The following is a 20,650-nucleotide window of genomic DNA, read 5'->3' as shown; positions in this document are numbered from 1 at the left end:
GGATGTACAATTTATAAAATTCGCTTAAACTTTCTTAACGTTTACTGCTTGTAAACCTTTTCTGCCTTCAGCTACTTCAAATTCTACTTGATCGTTTTCTTTTAAGCTTTCAATACCGCCTAAAACATCTTTAAAATGTACGAATAAATCTTTATTGTCTTCTTGAACAATAAAACCAAAGCCTTTTTGAGTGTTAAACCATTTAACTTTTCCGTTAGCCATAAAAAAATAAAAAATTGTATAAAAAAATAAAACCCTTATTGTTTTGCTTCTAATTTTCTACAACTAATTGGAATTTAAATGAATAAAACAACCAGAATAAGCGTTAACACCGAAACAAAACTATCAAATATAATAATTAAGAGATATAATGCAAGCTATTTTCGCCTAAGTAATAAAAATTATGCATTAATCCAAAGCAGCTATTATTTAAGTATTCGGCTGGGGCGTTGTGCGCAAATATGGCTTGATCTGTTTAAAACCTTTTGGAAATTTTTTGGGAATGTCTTCCGTTTTAATGCTGTTAAGCACAATCACGTCCTCCCCATTTTGCCAATCGGCAGGTGTAGCCACACTATAATTAGCCGTTAACTGTAAAGAATCGATTACCCTTAAAACTTCGTTAAAATTCCGGCCTGTTGATGCCGGATAAGTAATAATCAGTTTTACCTTTTTGTCTGGACTGATAATAAAAAGTGAACGAACGGTTAGCGTTTCGGAAGAATTTGGGTGGATCATATCGTAGAGATTTGCTACAATCCGTTCAGGGTCAGCAATTATTGGAAACTCCACCGATGTATTCTGTGTTTCGTTAATATCACTTATCCAACCTTTGTGTGCTTCTGCTGAATCAACACTAACGGCCAGAACCTTAACATTTCGTTTCTCAAACTCATCTTTTAAAGCCGCTGTGCGACCAAGTTCTGTAGTACAAACAGGTGTATAATCGGCCGGATGTGAAAATAGAACGCCCCAGTGTTCTCCCAAATAGTTATAAAAGTCGATTTCGCCTATTGATGTATTTGCCTGAAAATTCGGGGCAGTATCACCTAATCTTATGCTCATATGTTAATTCAATTAATTATTTAAACAAACTTAATAAATAGTATACAAAACACATAGATTTAATATATTTAATTTTTTTTCACAAAAAAACCTTGAAGGCATTAGCCAGCAAGGTTTTAAGAAAATTAATCTATTGGGTAGTTAATTATAAACTTTAATCATGAATACGTAATCCTGCAACTTTTCAATTTGCTTTGCACGTCTCATTCCAGCTAAAATACTTTTCTTATTAACTGTTAATTTTTTACCTAAAGAATCTTGAGGAATTGCCCTCATCGCTTCCAAAATGTACTTGGACTTTATCGCAAATGAAGCGCCCTCAGACGAGGTTTCTTTACCGCTGATTATGCCAACCAGGTTTCCGTTATTATCCAAAAGCGGGCCACCACTATTACCAGGATTTAATGGTATAGCAACCTGATATTGAGTTGTATCGCCAATGAAGCCACTTTTAGAACTCACGTAACCTTCACCTAGCACTGCATCATCCTTCGGATATCCCCAGGTGTAAACATTTTCTCCAACACCGGTGCTGTTTTTCTTAATTGTATAAGGCAAGGCCGATAAGTTTTTAAAATGTTTATCATCAATCTTCAGGATTGCAATGTCATATTCCGGGTCTTTCAATATCACCTTTACCTTAAAAGATTCGCCTTCGCTGTTCTGAATATAAACTGAATCTGCATCTTTAATCACGTGAAGGTTGGTCGCGATGTAACCGTTGGTTGACACAGCAAAACCGGTTCCGCCGAAATTACCAGGATTAATCTGCTTATTTGCCGGCAGGTTATCTGAACTGATTTTACGAATTAAATTATTTTGAGTTTTTACAGCGTTGGTTACATTTTTACTCAACTGTACAAATTTATCGGCTTGTTGGCTGCTGTGCTGTATCGAGTAAATAGAAACGAATGATAGCACAATAAAAGATGCAGCAACTGCAATTGCTGATTTATGCTTACGCCATAACTGAACAACCCGTGAAGGATGTGGCGCAAACTTTGTCACCAGCGAATCGACGTCTATCTCTGCATGAATATCGTTGAGCTGCTCTTTTAAAAGTAACTGCCGCGAATATTCTTCCATATTATCTAAAAACAGTTTATGCGAAACAACCTTATGATCTACAGTTGCATCATTACGGCGCAACTGTTCAAAAGCATCGGTTTCCTCTGCATTAAGTTTACCTAAAAGATAATCTTCAATAATTGCATCTAACTCTAAATCGTTTCTCATCTCAATTATTTGTGTTGAAAAAATATTTTCTTTAACCTCTGCAGGCACTTATATTTTTGTGTTTTTGCGTTATCAGTATTGGTGTAACCAAACTTTTCGCAAATATCCTGCATGGATAAATTGTGTATGTAAAAATCCTGAATTATGGTTTTGCAAGGCTCGCCCAGGTGTTCAAGAGCAGTTTGCATTTTAGTAAAAGCTGCGTCTTTCTCCTCGTGTTGCTCTACATCTTCCTCAACCTCAAACACATCTTCGTAATCCGTAATGCTACCTGTCTTTTTACTGTTTTGGCTCAACTTTTTAAGCCAAATTCTACGGCAAACCGAATATAAATATGTTTTTAATTTGCTGCTGAGTTCAAAATTCCCCTCTTTAACTTTGTTATATAAAATAATTATCGCTTCCTGATAAACATCTTTCGCATCGTCCTCATCGCCATTATTATTCAAGATAAATTGCAATACCATCGCAAAGTGTGCCTTATATAACTTATTTAATGTATCTGCAGAGTTATTTAGAATGCCTAAAATAACTTCTCTATCCGTTGGAACTGAACTCTTTAAACCGTTATTCACCAATTAATACGTTTTTCTGTAAATAGTAACCCAATATTAGATAAAAAAATATTTATAACGACTAACAATTGGCTAATACTATCCACACTAGACATCACAACTGCGGATTCAAAAATATTTTCAGTTTTTTTAAAATTATCGGGTTACCTTTTTACCTTTGCGGCATTAATGATAAATTAATTAATACTTAAAAAATTCAAAAATGAAAAATTCATTCAAATTAGGCTTTTTAGCTTTAGCATTATCTTTATCAGTAGCAGCTTGTAACTCAGAGAAAAAAGCTGAAGGTGCTGATACTACAGCAACTGATTCTACTACTGTAGTTACTGATACAACTGCAAAAGATACTTCAGTAACTGATTCAACTGTAAAAGATACTACAGTTAAAACTACTGTTGAAAAAACTGAAGTTAAACACTAGTTTACCTTTACTTATAAGAAAAGGCTTTGGGGTTTCTCAAAGCCTTTTTATTTTATTTTACTTTTTTGGGTTACCTTTTTACTTTTCTGGTATAAAGGGTAATTAATTACTTAAAACAAAAAAAATTCGAACATGAAAAATGCATTCAAATTAGGCTTTTTAGCTTTGGCTTTATCTTTATCAGTTGCAGCTTGTAACTCAGAAAAAAAAGGCGAAGGTGCTGATACTACAGTAACTGATTCTTCTACAATTATTACAGATACTACTGCTGTTGATACAACTGTGAAAGATTCTACAGTAAAAGATACTACAGTTAAAGCAACTACAGAAAAAACTGAAGTTAAACACTAGTTTTTAGTTTTAAATTATAAAAAAAAGACTTAAGCATTTTGCTTAGGTCTTTTTTTTTGATTTGGCGGGTTACCTTTTTATTGTATTTGTATTAATTGATAAGTAATTAATTAAAAGATCAAACCAAAAACAAAACAAAAAATGAAAAATGCATTCAAATTAGGCTTTTTAGCCCTAGCGTTATCTTTATCAGTTGTAGCTTGTTCAGAAAAAAAAGCTGACGGTGCTGATACTACAGTAGTTGACTCTACAGTTGTTGATTCATCAATGAAAGACAGTTCAGCAATGGATACTTCTAAAATGGATACGACTAAAATGGACACTACTAAAAAAATGTAGTCTAATTTTACCTAATTCTAAAAGGCTTCTTTCACAGAAGCCTTTTTTTCTTTACAACAATTCTTTAGGGCACATAGTCTTCAAAATCCCCCAATTGTAGTAAATTTGCGGCAAATTATATTCCGCATAATGAATTTAACATCACTACAGGCAATTTCACCAATTGACGGCCGCTATAGAAAAACGACAGAAAATTTAGCTGCTTATTTTTCAGAAGAAGCACTTATAAAATACCGTGTTTTTATAGAAATTGAATACTTTATTGCGCTCTGCGATATTAACCTGCCAGGCCTGGAAAATTTCGATGGCAGGCTTCATTCAGAATTGAGAAAAATTTACGAGCAATTCTCGGAAGCTGATGCACTCGAAATTAAAGAAACAGAAAAAGTAACCAACCACGATGTTAAAGCCGTTGAATATTTTATTAAAGCTAAATTCGATGCCTTAGGCCTTAATAACTTTAAAGAGTTTATTCATTTCGGATTAACCTCACAAGATATTAATAATACCGCTATTCCTTATTCTATTAAGCTGGCATTAACCGAATGCTATTACCCGGCAATTAGCTCACTAATCGAAAAAATAAATACCCTGGCAACAGAATGGAAGGATATTCCAATGCTTGCCCACACCCATGGCCAGCCTGCATCTCCAACCAAACTTGGCAAAGAATTTTTAGTTTTTGCAGAACGTTTAAGCATACAGCTCGGTAGCCTGAAAGCAATTCCGAATAGTGCTAAGTTTGGCGGTGCCACCGGAAATTTCAATGCCCACCATATCGCCTATCCAACCGTAAATTGGGTAGAATTTTCTAACAAGTTAGTGAATGAGACGCTAGGTTTAACCCGTGCGCAACATACAACACAAATTGAACACTATGATCAGTTTGCAGCCCAGTGCGATGCTTTAAAACGCATAAACAACATTATAATTGATTTAGACAGAGACATCTGGACTTATATTTCCAAAAATTACTTTAAGCAAAGGATTAAGGCTGGGGAAATTGGCTCGTCTGCAATGCCACATAAAGTTAATCCGATAGACTTTGAAAATGCGGAAGGAAATGCTGGGATTGCGAACGCTTTATTTGAATTCTTTGCAGCGAAGCTTCCTATTTCCCGTTTACAACGCGATTTAACAGATTCAACGGTTTTAAGAAACATTGGTGTTCCTTTTGGTCATACCTTAATCGCTATAAATTCTACCCTTCGTGGTTTAAATAAGATTCTTTTGAATGAACCAGCATTGCATGCCGATCTTGATGATAATTGGGCAGTTGTTGCCGAAGCGATTCAAACCGTGTTAAGGAGAGAAAACTATCCTAATCCATACGAAGCATTGAAAGAGCTTACAAGAACAAATTCGAAGATAAATGCGGCTAGTATTGCCGAGTTTATTGAAGGTTTAGCTGTTTCTGATTCGGTAAAAACACAGCTGAGGACCATTACACCTTTTAATTACACAGGCATATTTTAGTGAAATTAAATTGACGATAAACAGACAGCCTGTAAAAGCTTTATTGATGAGTATTTGTTAATTTTGATAATTCTAATTGATTAAGACATGAACATTAACGTATATACAGAACAAACGCCAAATCCGGCGACCATGAAATTCATGGTTAACAAGTTATTAATTAACGGAAGTGAGGATTTCGCAACTAAAGAAAGTGCAGAACATTCTCCTTTTGCTAAAGAGCTTTTTAAATTCAACTTTGTTGCTGGCGTTTTTTTTGCAAGTAATTTCGTTACCATTACTAAAACTGACGATGCAGATTGGGCTGATATTGAGGCAATTTTAAAAGAATTTGTTAAAGGTGCGGTTGAGTCTGAACTTAAAATTAAGGAAGCAACAACAGAAGAAGCTCCTGCATTTGAGGGTTCTGAAACTGAAATTAAAATACAGCAGATTTTGCACGATTACGTTCGGCCTGCAGTTGAGCAGGATGGCGGTGCGATAACTTATAAATCTTTTGATGAAGGTGTTGTAACGGTAGAACTTCGTGGGTCTTGCAGCGGTTGTCCGTCTTCCACAATTACGTTAAAATCAGGTATACAGAACTTGCTTCAAAGAATGGTGCCCGAAGTTACAGAAGTGGTTTCAGAAGCATTGTAAACAATATAAGCTAACAAAAAAAGGCTCTCGATTAAAAACCGAGAGCCTTTTTTTGTTGCCTTCAAACACTAAAAATGCCTTTTAATTGCTTCCAGTAATTCCTTTGTAAGTAGTCCGTTGGTGGCCAAGATTTCTCTTTTTGTAAAATAATCATTTCCTCCTGAAAAATCCAGTACTTCTCCCCCAGCCTGCTGAACGATAAAACAGCCCGCGGCGAAGTCCCACTGTTGTAAATTGTACTCAAAAAAAGCATCGAAACGACCGCAGGCTGTGTAAACTAAATCAATCGCTGCTGCACCTATTCTGCGTACACCGTGACTTTTCTGCATCATTTCTTCCAGCAATTTTAAATATTGAGCTTGTTTATCGAACTGATAGTATGGAAAACCGGTTGCCAGTAAACTTGATTTCAAGTCAGGATTGGCAGAAACATGAATCTCTTTTTTATTAAGAAATGCGCTTCCTCCTTTATAAGAATAAAACATTTCACCGCGATTTAATTCATAAACCACGCCCAGAACTGGTAAATCTTCTTCGTATAGCGCAACACTAATTCCATAAGCCGGAATTCCGTGGATGAAATTTGTGGTCCCGTCAAGCGGATCAATAATCCATTTATAAACTTTCCCCTCGCGACTAATGGTTTTCTCTTCAGTAATAAAACCAGCATCAGGAATGAGTTTATCAAGATTTTGAACAAGTTTCAGTTCTGCAGTTTTATCGACATAAGAAACCATATCATTTAAGCCCTTATATTCAATTTTGTTAACATCAAACAGCATTGCTTCCTTCCTGATAAAATTTCCGGTAAGCTTTACAATTGAAATAACCTTATTGCACAGTAATTCGTAATTCATAATTGATTAACAACAATCATTTAAGGTTGTTGAGATTAAATGAAATAAATGAACGGTTTAGGCGAGGTTGTTCTTGTTTCTAAGTGCATAAACACTTAAGCAAATCCCTCCAAGAACCAGCAATGTCGAAATCATTTCGGCCTGCGTAAACGGTGGCAAACCAAGAACATGGTATTTTGAATTTACCCTAATAAGCTCGATAAAGAAACGCTCAACACCGTTCAATATCATGTAAATTCCGAACATTAATCCGGGTGCCTTTATTTTATCTCTTATGCTCCAAAGAAACGCAAATAGAATTAAGCATATAATTACTTCGTATAATGGTGTCGGGTAAACGCCCTGAGCAAGTTCGTTACAGAATTTACCTGTGCAACCTGGAATCGGAATACCTTCGCCGACAACATTGTTGGGGTATTTGTAAGACCAAAGCCAATCTGGCAACCAAGAAAACGGTTTTGGATTTGGATTAACAATTCCCCAATCACCATCACCTGAAAGATGACACCCAATGCGACCAACTGCATAAGCAAGCATCATACCTGGTCCGCCAACATCAAGCATATGCAAGGGTTTAATACCATGCTTTTTGGCGATGAATAATACAGCTGCGCCTCCACAGATTAAACCTCCATAGAAGGTGAAACCACCTGCAGATAATATTCTTTCGATTGGGTGTTGGATGAAATCGTCCCAATATTCCAGACCATCAAAAATTTTCGCCCCTAGAAAACCACAAACAGCTGCCCAAACCACAAGATTACTCATGATTTGATAAGGGTGAACGGTTACCTCAACTTCTTTAGGTTTGGCAAGTTTTACCTTGTTCTTTTCCTTGTAATCCCAATAGGCAAATAGCCCGCCAAGTGCTAAGCCACCAATTACATTTCCTTTTAGAGAAAGTAAAACCACTTCGATATTATCGGCAGCCAGCTGATAATTAGTAATTAAGTACAGTAGTTTATAACCGATGATAAAGCCGAATAAGCCATTTAAAATCAAATCACCCGTGCTCGCTGGCAAACCAAGGGTTACTTTTTTCTTAAAAGAATGAAGTATACCTAGCGCTTCCTTACGTTTTAACTCCTGAGAAAAAGCCCAGTAACCAGCAACAAACGCCAGGGCAACAAATAAGCCGAACGTTTTAAATGGAAGTGGCAAATTGATACCAAAAAGATATTCTAAGAAGTGCGAAACGGTAGGAAACATACAAATATTTTGAAGCGAAGATAGTAAAGAAAGCGTAAAGCTGAAAGGTTAAAGAAAACAGCAAGTTTGAGAGCAGAAAACGTCGCTAAAACCTTGATGCTAGAAATTTTTCTTAATGGTGCGCATAAACATTTTCCAACTCTGCTACCTCAACTTCGCCATCCGCAGTGAGTTCCAAGAGCTTAACCGCTTTTAATTCGTTTACCATTACCGGATCATACTTGGCCCGAACTTTTACGTAATTTTTAGTAAAGCCATGCATGTAACCCATTTTTTGGTCTGCTTCAAATAAAACTTCAGCCTCGTTTCCAATTTGGGATTGGTAGAAAGCCCTGCGTTTCTTGTCAGACAGGATATGAAGCATTTTACTACGCTCGTTGCGTTCACTGCCCGCAACAACGCCTTTCATTTCCGCGGCAGCGGTTAGTTCGCGTTCAGAGTAAGTGAATACGTGTAAATAAGATATATCCAGTTGATTTAAAAACTGGTAGGTATCAAGGAAATCTTCTTTTGTTTCTCCGGGGAAGCCGACAATAACATCGACACCAATGCAACAGTTTGGCATTACTTCCTTAATCTTCGCCACACGCTCTACATACAAATCTCGGCGGTAACGACGACGCATTAAACCCAAAATCTTATCAGAGCCCGATTGTAGCGGAATGTGGAAGTGTGGAACAAATCTTTTTGAACTTGATACAAACTGTATAATTTCGTTGCTTAAAAGGTTGGGCTCAATGGAAGAAATTCTGATCCTTTCTATTCCCTCTACATCATCAAGCGCCTTAACTAAATCAAAAAACTTATCCTCCCGCTGGCCATTACGGATGCCGAAATCACCAAGATTTACACCGGTTAAAACAATTTCTTTAACGCCGCTCCCGGCTATCATTCTAGCACGGCTTACTACATTTTCAATGGTATCACTACGACTTGCACCGCGGGCCAAAGGAATAGTGCAGTAGGTACAAGGATAATCGCAACCATCCTGAACCTTTAAAAATGTACGGGTTCTATCGCCTATTGAGTAAGAAGCTATAAAATTGTGGTTAACCTTTTCTATGTTCTGTTGATGAACAACCGCCTTAGGATTTTTTGTCAAGTCAGAAATGTATTCTACAATCCTGAATTTTTCTGCAGCCCCTAACACCATATCAACACCTTCAATTTCGGCTATTTCCTGAGGTTTCAGCTGAGCATAACAGCCCACAATTGTTACATAGGCATTTGGCGAATGCTTTAAAGCTTCTTTAACAACCTTGCGGCATTTCTTATCAGCATGATCGGTAACCGAGCACGTGTTAATCACGTACACATCAGCAGCGTCTTGAAACTCAACGACTGCATAACCTGCATCGGTAAATAACCGACCAATAGTTGATGTTTCGGAGAAATTTAATTTGCAACCTAATGTATAAAACGCGACCTTTTTCATTTAGCCAGCAAAGATACAATTTTGAAGCAAGATTGGAGATTTAGCATTTTAGTTTGCGTTAACCTTACAGTAAGATAACAAATTCAGACTATTGCTCCTGCCAACGATAACTCGTTTGCTCAAAACCTGCTAAATCTAAAACCCTGTTTACTACGGTTTCTGCTACTTCTTCAATGGTTTTTGGGAGACTATAAAAGGAAGGATTTGCAGGACAGATAATACCGCCAGCTTCTGTTACGGCTTTCATATTGTTAATGTGTATCAAACTGAAAGGGGTATCCCGGACAACAGCAATCAGTTTTCTTCGCTCTTTTAATACAACATCTGCCGCTCTGGAGATTAAATCGTTTGAAATTCCGTGGGCTATTCTACCGAGGGTACCCATAGAGCATGGCAAGATAATCATCGTATCGTACTTTGCGGAGCCAGATGCAAAAGGTGCATTGAAATCGTTCTTATTGTAAAAAGTAAAATCAAAATTTTCGTAGTCGTGGTTGCCCAATTCAAACTGCCATACAGCTTTCGCGTTATCACTCATTACCACACCAACCGCCGCAATCTGCGCTTTCAAAGCCATCAGCTTATCAAATAAAACTTTAGCATAAACGGAACCACTTGCGCCGGTAACAGCAACTACGATTTTTTTCTTATTCATTATACAAACAAAAATACGGTTAATTAACGATAGAAAATAAAAAAGGGCCGAATACAAGTATTCGACCCTACATCTACCTATGAAAAACATACCCTCGAAAGGGTAAGAACAAATATATATATTTTTTTAAAAAAAGATGATAGTTGAACGGTAAATTGCACTAATCACTAACTAATATTCGAAAAAAAAATACAACTAACTGTTTGCCAAACGATTAAATTGTGAATTTTTTAAAACTTTTTTTAAATTAAAGTGTGCAAATAACACTAAGGTGCATTAATCGTTCTGTTATACAACCTTCAGGCGCTCTTTTGCTACTCTATTTGGGTAATAACCGTCAGAATCGTATTTAAGTTGCTGGGATAGAATTCAATAATCATAATAAAGCCCCAACATATGTTGAGGCTCAAAGCGATTAATGGCGCATTATTGTTTCGGTGTTGCCGATGCTGCCGGTGCTTTGCCGATTAGTTCCATAAACTGATCCAGTTTCGGCGTAATGATAATTTGGGTACGTCTGTTTTTAGATTTTCCGGCCGGTGTGCTGTTGTCTGCCACCGGGTTAAATTCACCCCTACCGCCTGCAGTTAATCTTTTCGGATCTACAGCATATTTTGTTTGTAACACCTGAACCACTGAAGATGCCCTTAAAGCACTTAAATCCCAGTTGTTTCTGATGTTTGCTTGCGCTATTGGAACGTTGTCCGTGTTACCCTCAATCAATACATCATAGGTATCATAATCTTTAATGATTTTAGCAATTTTGCTCAAGGTTTCACCAGCCTTGTCTGATACTTCATAACTTCCAGACTTGTAAAGCATGTTATCTGCAAGCGAAATATAAACTACACCTTTTAAAACCTGCACGTCAACATCGCCTAACTCTTCTCTGCTCAAAGAGCGTGTTAAGTTGTTTGTTAACACCATATTAAGCGAATCGCTTTTGTTTTTGGCATTAATTAATTGCTTAATATATTTGTTTGAGCTGTTAATCTCGTCAACCAATTTTGAAATGTTAACATTACCCTGATTACTAGAGCTTAAGCATTTGTTTAGTGCATCTTGCAGTGCAGCAGTGTTTGCCTTTTCTGAGGCGATTTGCTCTTCCAGACTTTTTACCCTGCTGTTTGCTCCGGTAAGTTCGCGTTGGCTATCCTGGTATTTATTACTGAGCTCCTGATTTCGCTCGCGAAGCTTATCAAAAGTAGATTGAAGTTCTGTGTATTTCTTATTGCTAACACATCCTGAAACTAACAGAACAGATAAAAAAACTAAAGGGATTGATTTGTAAATTTTCATAACTTATTATTTTAATTATAAATTTTCGCTTTTCAACATGCAACAACCGATCCTTTTTAAAAATCGACATTAAAAATTAAGTTTTATTAACTTTTAATCAGCGTTTTAGTCAGGTTTAAATCCACCATAATTTTTACAAAGCTAAGGCAGCAGAATCTCAAAGATTTTTTTTTATATTCGATGACTAACAAACGAACATGATTAACAAAAAAACCATCACAATGGCTATGCTTGCAGGCGTAGTGCTGCTCTTAAGTGCATTTATGCCTAAACAGCAGGAGGCTTTTAAGGCTAAAAATCTTAAGGTTTTACCGAAAAATATCAGCAAAGAAGATTTAGATAAAGTAATGGATGGCTTTAAAGCTTCTTTAGGCGTACGCTGTAATTATTGTCATGCTGCGATGAAAGACAACCCCCGTAAAATGGATTTCGCAAGTGATGACAATCCAAAGAAAGAGGTTGCTCGGGAAATGATGAAAATGACTGCAAAAATAAACAAAAAGTATTTTCAACACGAGATGAAAGATGGAAAAGGCCTGGTAGAGATTTCATGCACCACCTGCCACAACGGTAAGTCTGAGCCAGTATTGAAATCAGACGCTGCAGGCAAATAAAAATCAATGATACATCATTTATCAAAGCCTAATCCTGCTGATTAGGCTTTTTTTTACGCAAAAATGCGTTACAAATTGAGAGTTGCCTTTGGTTTCAATTTTTAATTGTATTATTTTGCAAAAAAAATTAAAACCAGAGCAAAATTTTCTTGTTCAAGAATAAAAAATACGATACGTTACCTGAATTATAACATTAATTTTTATGACTAAACTTTTCATCGGTGGTTTGGCCGACAATATTCAGGAAATGGACTTAGCAATTTTGGTAAGTTTACACGGAGAGATTGACACCATTAAGGTTGTTAGAGACAGGGCAACGGGTAAATGTAAAGGTTATGCTTTTTTAGAAATTCCTAAAATTACCGATGCTAAAAACATCATTTCGATGCTAAATGGTGAAACGTTTAAAGGAAATACCTTAACGATAAAAATATCGGAGGAAGGAGCACCAAAACCTGCACCCCGATTCAACAAATTTGCCACGAAAAAATTTTCCAAATAAGGCTGAAAACCTCTTGAATTGCTCACACCGATTAGACGTGTCTTCATTAGAAATTTTGAAAAAGCTTATCAGCAATAACCCGCAAGTAACCAGGCATCGTTAGAAAGGTTGATTAAAGCTGTGTGTGGAGCAGGCATGACGTATCGGCAACCAACAATTTTCCTGAAGTCTTTTTTATCGTTTTATTGCAGAATACCAGTTTATTGGATGTGAACGTAAACTAACGCCATCACTTTCGACATGGTATAGTATTATCGGTCGCGTAAAGTCGACTAATCTTTCAACCTGTCTTGATAAACTGCTCAAAAAATCCAGACTTGAAATCCCTTCTTTTAGATGGACATAAATTACACTGGCAGTTTTAAACTCAAATCGCTCAATTTTTCCAGGCCACTCAGCTTTAATTTTATTTAAAAAAGCCGTGATTTTTCTTTCATCTTTTGAGGAATCCATAAGCTAGGGTTTTGATAACTCAAATTAATAAATTATTTCAGCAGAGAATAACCTGTAACAGAGACAATACACAAATTTACAAAGGCTATCAGTTTTCAATTTCTATCCAAACCGGCCCATGGTCGCTGGATTTTTCCCAGCCCCGTACATTTCTATCAACTCCGCCTGCCTTTAATCTATCCTTTAAAAGTGGACTTAAAAGAAAATGGTCGATTCGGAGGCCCGCATTACGCCCATACGCGTTGCGGAAATAATCCCAAAAGGTATAAATTACTTCATCTGGATATAACTTTCTGATGGCATCTGTCCAGCCCTGGGCAATTAAGTTATGAAACGCAGCCCGCACCTCGGGTCTGAACAATGCATCGTTTACCCAACGCTCCGGTTTATAAACATCTAATTCTGTCGGCATTACGTTATAATCTCCACATAACACAACCGGCAAATTATAATCTAACAACTTAGCAGCGTGTTGTGTCAATCGCTCAAACCAGGCGAGTTTATAGTCTAACTTTGCTCCGGGCGCCGGGTTTCCGTTTGGGAGGTAAAGACAACCAATTACAACATCATCAATCATAGCTTCGATATAGCGGCTGTGCAAGTCTTCCTCATCACCGGGCAAACCCCTTCTCAGTTCTTTAATTTCTTTGCCTTTTGCCAAAATAGCAACTCCGTTCCAGCTTTTTTGCCCATGCCAAATGGCGTTATAGCCAGCGTTGTTTATGGCTTCTATTGGAAATTTTTCATCTGGCGCTTTAAGCTCCTGTAAGCAAACCACATCTGGCTTGCACTCTTCGAGCCAGCGAAGTAAAACCGGAAGCCTTCCATTCACACCGTTTACGTTATAAGTCGCTATCTTCATATCATTCTTTGTAAGTTAATATAATGCTAATCAAACGAAAAAGTTTGCACGCTTAAGCTTTGTTGTTTATTTGAGAACATCCAAATTTTCGCAAAGCTAAAAACGATTGCATTGTAATCAAAAATATAACAAGCGCATCAATTTCCGTTATAATCCATCAATTTTTCAAATACCTAATTTCGAACAGATATTTACCAGATTTAATATTTAAGTTGTTGGCAACTTTTTTTCCATCCAAAAAAACTTCAGCATCTGTTGTAACCGGGATTTGAACACTTGCTGTTGAGTTTGCAGGTACGATCACATTGTATTTAATACCTTTTGGTGCTCTTTTCCAGGAAGATAGAATCAATCCGTATGGCCCTTCGTGCGAGGCTTCGAAATGGTCGAGTCCTTCAACAAAATGTGGCGTCAGCAAAATATTTTTAAATCCTGGCTGTTTTTCATCAACTTTGATGCCTCCAATTCCTTTAAAAAACCACCCACCGATTTCTCCAAACATCATATGGTTGTCGGAGATGTCTCTGGTTGCCTGCATATCCCAGTTTTCGTGAAGGGTTGTAGCGCCATTTTTTATCCACCAACCCCAACCAGGATAAGTATCCTGCGATGCAAGTTTGTAAGCTACATCGCTATGCCCGTTATCACTTAGGGCATTTAAGACGGCCTTCGCACCCAATACCCCAACATTTATATGCATCCCGTCGGCTTTTACACGAGCCGCCAAATTATTTGCAACCAACTGCCTTGAGGCCTCGGGCACTATATTCCACTGCAAAGCCATCGAAAGTTCTGTTTGTACACCTTTACCATAAATGCCGGTTTTGCTGTCGAAAAACTTTTCGTTAATGGCATTTCTAATCTTCGCAGCCAAGGCGCTGTATTGTAAATAATCATTTTGATTACCAAACAACTTTGCAGCTTTGGCGAGTATATCTGCATCAACATAAAAGTAAACTGACGATGTGTACTCCAAATCGGAAGTGGATTTGACAGGTACCCAATCTCCCCTGCCAAAAGTTGTTAAATAACCTTTACTCGTCCCTTCAACGTAATTTACATAGCTTTTTATGCTTTGATAATTATCGGAGAGCAACTTGCTATCGCCGTAAAACATATAAATATTCCATGGAATAATGGCTATAGTACTGGTCCAGTCGGTACCATTTGCTGTGCCATAACCCCAACCACCTGTAGGAATAATGTCTGGAAGTACACCGTTTGGTTGCTGTTCATCACGATGGTCGGCCATCCATTTTTCGTATACCGTTATGCCATCAAAATTATACAAACCGGTTTCAATTGCAAAATGTCCGTCGCCTGTCCACCCATTTTTTTCTCTCTGCGGACAATCAGTAGGAAAACCATAAAGGTTAGATAAGTATGAGTTGTTAGTTGCCCACCAAAGCTTATCAATTAACTCATTTGATGAGGAAATTTTCCCAACAGCCGGCACATCGCTGTGCATAAAAAAACCAACAAGGCTTTTTTCATTCAACGATATCGGACTGGAGCTTGTTACCTCAACATACTGAAAACCTTTATAGTTAAACAAAGGCATAAATTCTTCCTCACCATCGCCACCCAAAATAAAAATATCAGTTTGAAATGGGTCAGATTTATCTTTTGGCCGGTGGTACACGTCGATGTTAGATAAATCGGTGTGGCCATCCGGGTATAAGCGCTCGGCATGTCGCAGTCTTATTACCGTTCCTTTTTCACCTTTTACCTTTAATCTGCTCACACCGGCAATGTTTCTCCCGAGGTCAAAAACGTAAGAAGTATCTGCAAATTTGCGCAGCTTTTTCACACTGATTTCTTCCGCATTTCGTATTGGATGCATTAATTGCGATACAATATTTTTTGATGGTGTAGCCCTCAAAGTTACCTCACGCCACTTGGAATCATCAAAGTTGATGGTATTCCATCCCTTTTGTTCTAAACGGGCATCATATTGCTCGGCTGTGTAAATGCTATTGGAAATAATGGGGCTCAAACTTGTTTTCCAGTCTGCGCCCGTCTTAACGGTTTCTACTGTCCCATCCGTATAGGTAATTCTTAAATCGAGGCAAAAGGTTGGCCTGGCCCGCCACGGCGCTTTATCAAAGTTCCAAACAGCAAGCGATTGATGATTATACCAGCCATTACCAAGAAGCACACCAACTGCATTGTCGCCCTGCCTTAAATCTGTAGTTACATCATAAGTTACATAAAGGTTTCTTCTATCAAACCGGGTATACATTGGGTCGAGCCGGTGGTTACCAACCTTTTTGCCGTTCAAATAAAGTTCATACAAACCTGCAGCAGCAACATAAGCCCTTGCAGACTTGATAACCTTTGCCGGTTTAAAAACTTTCCTGAAATATGGCGCAGGCATAATATTGATGTCATTTCTGTCGCTAATCCAGGTGCCTCTCCAGTTTTGCATACCCATCATACCTGTTTCGAAACTTGAAATTGACTTTTTTAACGGCTTCGAATCTTTGTCCCAAAGTTCCAGCTGCCAGTAATATTTTGTAAAAGGTTTAAGCGTTGCTCCGTCATAAGTCACCAAAGCAATTGTTGAAGATTTTTTACCAGAATCCCATATAATACCAGCTTTGTTTATAAGCTGAACCGAATCAGTACCCACAACGATTCGATAAGCTTTTTGCATTGCACCATCTCTGCCATCCGACATCTGCCACGAAAGCCTTGGATGAGGGTTGTCGACACCAATCGGTCTAAGCAAGTATTCACATTTCAGCGCCTGGGGCTCTGCCGAGAATACTAGTTGAGCAGCACTAAAAACAAAAATCAGCGTTGCGATGAATAATTTTGGCTTCAGAATAGACATGGTTGAGAAAGGCAGCAATTAAAAAGTAAAACGTTTAACTAAAGGCTGAATTTATGCTATTATTTTTAAGACACAGAAATAATTTAAGAATTATTTAGAATTGTTCGTTCGGAAGCAGTTAGCTGGTGAACAAAAATGAATTCTGTTACAATCTGATCTTCCTTTCGGAATCTCCAGATTCAAGTTGAAGCTAATCTGATCAGAATGTTTTAATGAAAATGAGTTTTATACGAATGCCTGAGCACTTCAACACCGGATTTAGACGGCAAACTTGCGCAGCTGCGAATTAAGCAGAAAGAACGGCATGTACTGAGAACTCAAAGACTGGTATCCGTTTCGCTTTTTAATTCGGATTCAATTTTTTCAATTAGCGCCTGTTTGGCTTTGTTATAGGTTGATAGTTGTGAGAAATCTTTCATAATTTCAGAGATTTCATCGCCAGCTTCATTCGAAGAAATCTTTTTAAAATCAGCTGCTGCTTTGTAAGCATCCATATCACCAAAACCTCTCAGATGCTTAACTCTTGTGAGAAAGGTTTTAAGATCAGTTTTACGTTTTTCCATTGACGAACACAAAATTATAATTCTCACTCATTAATCATACAAAAATTAAAACAATTTTGTTAACATCTCTTGATTATTAACAATCTCAATAAATTCAGGATTAGCAGCTTGAATCGAAAGTTGACTTTAAGGCACCTTCTGTTCAATAATGCACACCTCTACATTTTTAAATATCGAAATCTTTTTTAACTTTGTATCTCAAAGTGCTTTTAAAATATCTTTTATTTTAAACTTGGCCTATTTACGTAATGTTTGTCGGAAAGGTTTTTAGAGTGCGTCATTATGCTTAAAGTTTGTGGATGGAATTATGGATTTTGTAGATAAACAATCGATAGTAAGGAAAATTTGGGGTGATGCAGATGTTGTACTTTTCATTTTCGCCGGGGCCGCCGCAGAATTTAGTCTTAATAAGGCCGTAGATTGGCTTTACTTTACCGGCAAGCTTCCGAAAGACCCGCTTGGACGACTCTTTTCAACGGTTACCTACGCACAAAAAATCGTTTTTTCGGAATTGTCGGCTGCAAATTCAGCGATAGATCAAATTGTTTCTATCCATAAAAATGTTGAAAAATCCAGGCAGAGCCAAATTCCTGACTGGGCTTACCGGGACGTCTTATTCATGCTGATATATTACTCCATCCAATCGTTCCAAGCATTAGAAAGGAAACTTACCTTAAGTGAAAAGGAAGAAGTTTTTCGGACGTTTTTAGCGGTGGGTGAGCGAATGCAAATAAGTGGCCTGCCTAAGAATTTTGAGCAGTGGGTAATTATGCACAACAAGCAACTCGATGAGGATTTAATCTATAGTAAATTCTCAGCGGATCTTTTTGTACAGTACCGGAAAAATTTAGGTTTGTTCAGATTTTCGCTTTTGAAAAGAATTCAAGCGCTTATTGCGCCACAACATGTTAAACAACTGTTGAAGTTGGGGAATGGAAAATCTATTGTGCCAATTCTATTGGTTTACAAGCTTTGAAAACTTTTAAGCTACACCGCTTTGTGAGGAATATGTTACTCCCAGCCCAATACAAGAGCGAAATATTAAATTTGGAAATGATTGATAAAACCACGAACACACCTGGGTAACAAAAGCAAACTGGAGAAATTTTATTTAATTTCGCAGCATGACGAGAGAAGAAATATCGCAGCTTGAGGATTTTTTTGCCAATGCACCTAAACAGGCGACGCCGATTTATTTAAACGAAGCCACGGTAATTGAAAATTACGATCATTTTCTTGAAAGCCACTTCACGCCATTGAGGCTGAATCCGGAGAGCCGCGTGAACCAACCATTGATATGGCGGTTAAAAGCTTTAAAACTGATTGTTGAGGCTAATTTGTAATTAAAGGTGGCTGATTAAAGCAAACTGGTTTTACTTCGTTCGGCTTCGAAAAAAGAGTCGATTAGAAGATTTTGTTTATTCTGTGATGCAGCAACTGCCAAACGGTCGCATCGTTCATTTTCGGGGTGATCGTTATGGCCCTTTATCCAAACAAATTTAACTTTATGTAACTTATAAAGCTCGAGAAACCTTAACCATAAATCCTTGTTTTTTTTATCCTTAAACTGCTTTGTAACCCACCCGAAGACCCATTTTTTTTCAACAGCATCTACCACGTATTTAGAATCTGAATAGATTGTGACCTCTTGATTTAAACTTTTAAGCGCCTCCAAACCCTTAATAACCGCCAGCAACTCCATCCTGTTATTTGTTGTCATCCGAAAACCACCACTTAACTCTTTGTAGTGTTTCCCCGACCTTAAAATTGTGCCGTAGCCACCCGGACCAGGATTTCCGCTTGCTGCGCCGTCTGTATAAATTTCAATCATAAACACTGTAAAGTTATGTTTTTAGGTTTAAACTAAACAGCAGCAAAACCTTTTTTAGAAAATCTCGAAATTCAAATAATTGAATCATAGCCGTTTAAAACGATATTCCCCCATTTTTAAAAAAATATTTGCAAGAAATATTAAAAGTCGTACTTTTGTGACACTAAAAAACACGGTGGTTGTAGCTCAGTTGGTTAGAGTATTGGTTTGTGGTGCCGAGGGTCGTGGGTTCGAGCCCCATCAGCCACCCCAAGTTTTAAAGCAGTTCTTTTCAAGAACTGCTTTTTTGTTTTTCAAGCATTCTTCCGTAAATCTTCTGCATCGCTCCTTGTCAGCTGAATAATAGCTAAACCGTCCTTGTACCTCAAAACAAAAACAACAATAAGTCACCAATGGTGATAAATTCAGGATGATTTTCTGATCTGCTCGGATGAAACTTTTAAACCTCTCCGAGTATGATCAGCCTTACTATCAACAGAAATTATTGCAATCCAAACAAATAAAAAAGTATTTAGTGCTGAAATCGAAGTCTAATCCAATTGAAGGCGAAAAGTAGAAGTAAGATACCCAGGATATAAAGTTCAACCTTATTTACCGAATGTGTTCCAAATTTTTTAACGCAGAGCCTGTCGATAATTAGGAAAAGAACAGCCACAGGAACCCAAAGCAGATTTACCCAGCCCTGTAGTCTTTGGTCCATTCCGTTACTGTTTATCAAAATAATGGAAGAAATAACGATTGCTAACATCGATATCAGGCTGAGTACTAAAATTATGGTCACTTGTTTTGATTGAAGCATTTTATAAACAGATAGTTACGAAGCTTAGGTTCAGTAGATGCTACCATCACCGGGTTCGAAAAAAATTTATCACTATTTAGTGATTTAACTCAAATATAACATTTGTAGTTTACCAGGTGATATGAAAACCAGTAAATTTGATCATGCATTTTACAGGCCCTATGTAAAGTTTAATGGAATGAAAACTGGTTGAAGGCAATGTCAGAAATAAAGACAAAAGCAAAGAAAAGTTTCTGGCTGCTGTTGGAATAATCATAGAAACGGAAGGTTTTGCTGCCTTAAAAGTTAATAACATTGCCGTAGTTGCTGGGCTGGATAAAAAACTGCTAAGTTCCGGCATTTATTACCTGGATATTTATGCCACAACCAATGAAAATACGTTTTGTGAGTTAGATTTTAATAGTAAAGCGGGAAGAGCGGTAAATGAAGAAGGCTTGTCGTTTCTTGTTGACATGAGCTATAAACTCTTATAATCATTGGGGCATTTACTACCGTTAACAGAAACAGTTAGTAACTGCCCGATATACTTTTTGAAGATTGATTCGTTGAATGGCTTCCGCCCCCTATCACAGGCAGAAACTAAATTGAATGAATTTATCATAGATCAAGATTGATTAATTGTATCCACATTAT

General features: G+C 37.4%; 24 protein-coding genes and 1 tRNA gene. 10 read left to right on the top strand and 15 right to left on the bottom strand.

Annotation, left to right across the window (positions count from 1 at the left end; genetic code table 11):
* Window positions 1-24 precede the first annotated feature (24 nt).
* The 4 genes from ASG14_RS16260 to ASG14_RS16245 form a co-directional block, all read right to left on the bottom strand.
* Window positions 25-222, bottom strand: a complete 198-nt coding sequence (locus ASG14_RS16260; RefSeq protein ID WP_056872135.1) for a cold-shock protein — start codon at window positions 220-222, stop codon at window positions 25-27.
* Between the two features lie 207 nt (window positions 223-429).
* Window positions 430-1,065 (bottom strand): peroxiredoxin, encoded by a 636-nt coding sequence (locus tag ASG14_RS16255; RefSeq protein ID WP_056872134.1) that lies wholly within the window; start codon window positions 1,063-1,065, stop codon window positions 430-432.
* Between the two features lie 141 nt (window positions 1,066-1,206).
* A complete protein-coding gene (locus ASG14_RS16250) occupies window positions 1,207-2,301 on the bottom strand; it encodes a S1C family serine protease (protein ID WP_056872133.1) in 1,095 nt (364 codons plus the stop codon).
* Window positions 2,302-2,306: 5 nt separating this feature from the next.
* Complete coding sequence (locus ASG14_RS16245; protein ID WP_056872132.1) at window positions 2,307-2,876, bottom strand: RNA polymerase sigma factor; 570 nt, start codon at window positions 2,874-2,876, stop codon at window positions 2,307-2,309.
* Between the two features lie 202 nt (window positions 2,877-3,078).
* Here ASG14_RS16245 and ASG14_RS16240 point away from each other — a divergent pair, with 202 nt between their 5' ends.
* The 5 genes from ASG14_RS16240 (at window position 3,079) to ASG14_RS16220 (ending at window position 6,102) form a co-directional block, all read left to right on the top strand.
* Complete coding sequence (locus tag ASG14_RS16240; RefSeq protein ID WP_056872131.1) at window positions 3,079-3,297, top strand: hypothetical protein; 219 nt, start codon at window positions 3,079-3,081, stop codon at window positions 3,295-3,297.
* Between the two features lie 132 nt (window positions 3,298-3,429).
* The gene (locus ASG14_RS16235; protein WP_056872130.1) at window positions 3,430-3,648 is read left to right on the top strand and encodes a hypothetical protein; all 219 of its coding nucleotides are present in this window, start codon (window positions 3,430-3,432) and stop codon (window positions 3,646-3,648) included.
* 141 nt (window positions 3,649-3,789) lie between these two features.
* Entirely contained in the window at window positions 3,790-3,987 is a 198-nt protein-coding gene (locus tag ASG14_RS16230) for a hypothetical protein (RefSeq protein ID WP_056872129.1), read from the top strand.
* 129 nt (window positions 3,988-4,116) lie between these two features.
* On the top strand, window positions 4,117-5,463 hold the full coding sequence (gene purB, locus ASG14_RS16225) for an adenylosuccinate lyase (RefSeq protein ID WP_056872128.1): 1,347 nt from the start codon (window positions 4,117-4,119) through the stop codon (window positions 5,461-5,463).
* Between the two features lie 87 nt (window positions 5,464-5,550).
* Window positions 5,551-6,102: a NifU family protein gene (locus tag ASG14_RS16220; RefSeq protein ID WP_056872127.1), complete on the top strand. Its 552-nt coding sequence runs from the start codon at window positions 5,551-5,553 to the stop codon at window positions 6,100-6,102.
* A 68-nt stretch (window positions 6,103-6,170) separates the two neighbouring features.
* Here ASG14_RS16220 and ASG14_RS16215 read toward each other — a convergent pair whose 3' ends face one another.
* The 5 genes from ASG14_RS16215 to ASG14_RS16195 all read right to left on the bottom strand — a co-directional run bounded on the left by ASG14_RS16215 (window position 6,171) and on the right by ASG14_RS16195 (window position 11,557).
* Window positions 6,171-6,959 (bottom strand): inositol monophosphatase family protein, encoded by a 789-nt coding sequence (locus ASG14_RS16215; RefSeq protein WP_056872126.1) that lies wholly within the window; start codon window positions 6,957-6,959, stop codon window positions 6,171-6,173.
* A 57-nt stretch (window positions 6,960-7,016) separates the two neighbouring features.
* Window positions 7,017-8,168 carry a prolipoprotein diacylglyceryl transferase gene (locus tag ASG14_RS16210; protein WP_056872125.1) on the bottom strand — a complete coding sequence of 384 codons (1,152 nt, stop codon included), beginning with the start codon at window positions 8,166-8,168 and terminating at the stop codon, window positions 7,017-7,019.
* 112 nt (window positions 8,169-8,280) lie between these two features.
* Window positions 8,281-9,603: a tRNA (N(6)-L-threonylcarbamoyladenosine(37)-C(2))-methylthiotransferase MtaB gene (mtaB, locus tag ASG14_RS16205; RefSeq protein WP_056872124.1), complete on the bottom strand. Its 1,323-nt coding sequence runs from the start codon at window positions 9,601-9,603 to the stop codon at window positions 8,281-8,283.
* 88 nt (window positions 9,604-9,691) lie between these two features.
* Window positions 9,692-10,258, bottom strand: coding sequence for a UbiX family flavin prenyltransferase (locus tag ASG14_RS16200; protein WP_056872123.1), 567 nt, complete (start codon window positions 10,256-10,258; stop codon window positions 9,692-9,694).
* Between the two features lie 426 nt (window positions 10,259-10,684).
* Window positions 10,685-11,557, bottom strand: coding sequence for an OmpA family protein (locus ASG14_RS16195; RefSeq protein ID WP_056872122.1), 873 nt, complete (start codon window positions 11,555-11,557; stop codon window positions 10,685-10,687).
* A 197-nt stretch (window positions 11,558-11,754) separates the two neighbouring features.
* Between ASG14_RS16195 and ASG14_RS16190 the strand changes: the two genes are divergently transcribed.
* Together ASG14_RS16190 and ASG14_RS16185 are read left to right on the top strand one after the other, a co-directional pair.
* The gene (locus ASG14_RS16190) at window positions 11,755-12,171 is read left to right on the top strand and encodes a c-type cytochrome (RefSeq protein WP_056872121.1); all 417 of its coding nucleotides are present in this window, start codon (window positions 11,755-11,757) and stop codon (window positions 12,169-12,171) included.
* Between the two features lie 202 nt (window positions 12,172-12,373).
* Window positions 12,374-12,673 carry an RNA-binding protein gene (locus ASG14_RS16185; RefSeq protein WP_056872120.1) on the top strand — a complete coding sequence of 100 codons (300 nt, stop codon included), beginning with the start codon at window positions 12,374-12,376 and terminating at the stop codon, window positions 12,671-12,673.
* A 174-nt stretch (window positions 12,674-12,847) separates the two neighbouring features.
* On the opposite strand, the gene ASG14_RS16180 is transcribed toward ASG14_RS16185, so the two are convergent.
* The 4 genes from ASG14_RS16180 to ASG14_RS16165 form a co-directional block, all read right to left on the bottom strand.
* A complete protein-coding gene (locus ASG14_RS16180) occupies window positions 12,848-13,126 on the bottom strand; it encodes a hypothetical protein (RefSeq protein WP_056872119.1) in 279 nt (92 codons plus the stop codon).
* Window positions 13,127-13,214: 88 nt separating this feature from the next.
* Window positions 13,215-13,988 (bottom strand): exodeoxyribonuclease III, encoded by a 774-nt coding sequence (gene xth / locus ASG14_RS16175; protein WP_056872118.1) that lies wholly within the window; start codon window positions 13,986-13,988, stop codon window positions 13,215-13,217.
* A 157-nt stretch (window positions 13,989-14,145) separates the two neighbouring features.
* On the bottom strand, window positions 14,146-16,824 hold the full coding sequence (locus ASG14_RS16170; protein ID WP_056872117.1) for an alpha-L-rhamnosidase: 2,679 nt from the start codon (window positions 16,822-16,824) through the stop codon (window positions 14,146-14,148).
* A 317-nt stretch (window positions 16,825-17,141) separates the two neighbouring features.
* Window positions 17,142-17,387 (bottom strand): hypothetical protein, encoded by a 246-nt coding sequence (locus ASG14_RS16165; protein WP_056872116.1) that lies wholly within the window; start codon window positions 17,385-17,387, stop codon window positions 17,142-17,144.
* 307 nt (window positions 17,388-17,694) lie between these two features.
* On the opposite strand from ASG14_RS16165, the gene ASG14_RS16160 reads away from it, so the two are divergent.
* Both ASG14_RS16160 and ASG14_RS16155 read left to right on the top strand, forming a co-directional pair.
* Entirely contained in the window at window positions 17,695-18,363 is a 669-nt protein-coding gene (locus ASG14_RS16160; RefSeq protein ID WP_200940359.1) for an oxygenase MpaB family protein, read from the top strand.
* Window positions 18,364-18,511: 148 nt separating this feature from the next.
* Entirely contained in the window at window positions 18,512-18,730 is a 219-nt protein-coding gene (locus ASG14_RS16155; protein ID WP_056872115.1) for a hypothetical protein, read from the top strand.
* Window positions 18,731-18,744: 14 nt separating this feature from the next.
* Here the strand turns inward: ASG14_RS16155 and rnhA are convergent, their stop codons facing one another.
* On the bottom strand, window positions 18,745-19,218 hold the full coding sequence (rnhA, locus tag ASG14_RS16150) for a ribonuclease HI (protein ID WP_056872114.1): 474 nt from the start codon (window positions 19,216-19,218) through the stop codon (window positions 18,745-18,747).
* Window positions 19,219-19,393: 175 nt separating this feature from the next.
* Between rnhA and ASG14_RS16145 the strand changes: the two genes are divergently transcribed.
* Window positions 19,394-19,470, top strand: a tRNA-His gene (locus ASG14_RS16145).
* 259 nt (window positions 19,471-19,729) lie between these two features.
* On the opposite strand, the gene ASG14_RS16140 is transcribed toward ASG14_RS16145, so the two are convergent.
* Entirely contained in the window at window positions 19,730-19,918 is a 189-nt protein-coding gene (locus ASG14_RS16140) for a hypothetical protein (RefSeq protein ID WP_157274965.1), read from the bottom strand.
* Window positions 19,919-20,650 lie beyond the last annotated feature (732 nt).

Origin of the sequence: Pedobacter sp. Leaf194 (genome assembly GCF_001423945.1) — a bacterium.
Lineage (GTDB): Bacteria > Bacteroidota > Bacteroidia > Sphingobacteriales > Sphingobacteriaceae > Pedobacter.
The sequence above is the reverse complement of the archived record's forward strand: the minus strand, read 5'-3'. Positions and strand labels throughout refer to the sequence as shown.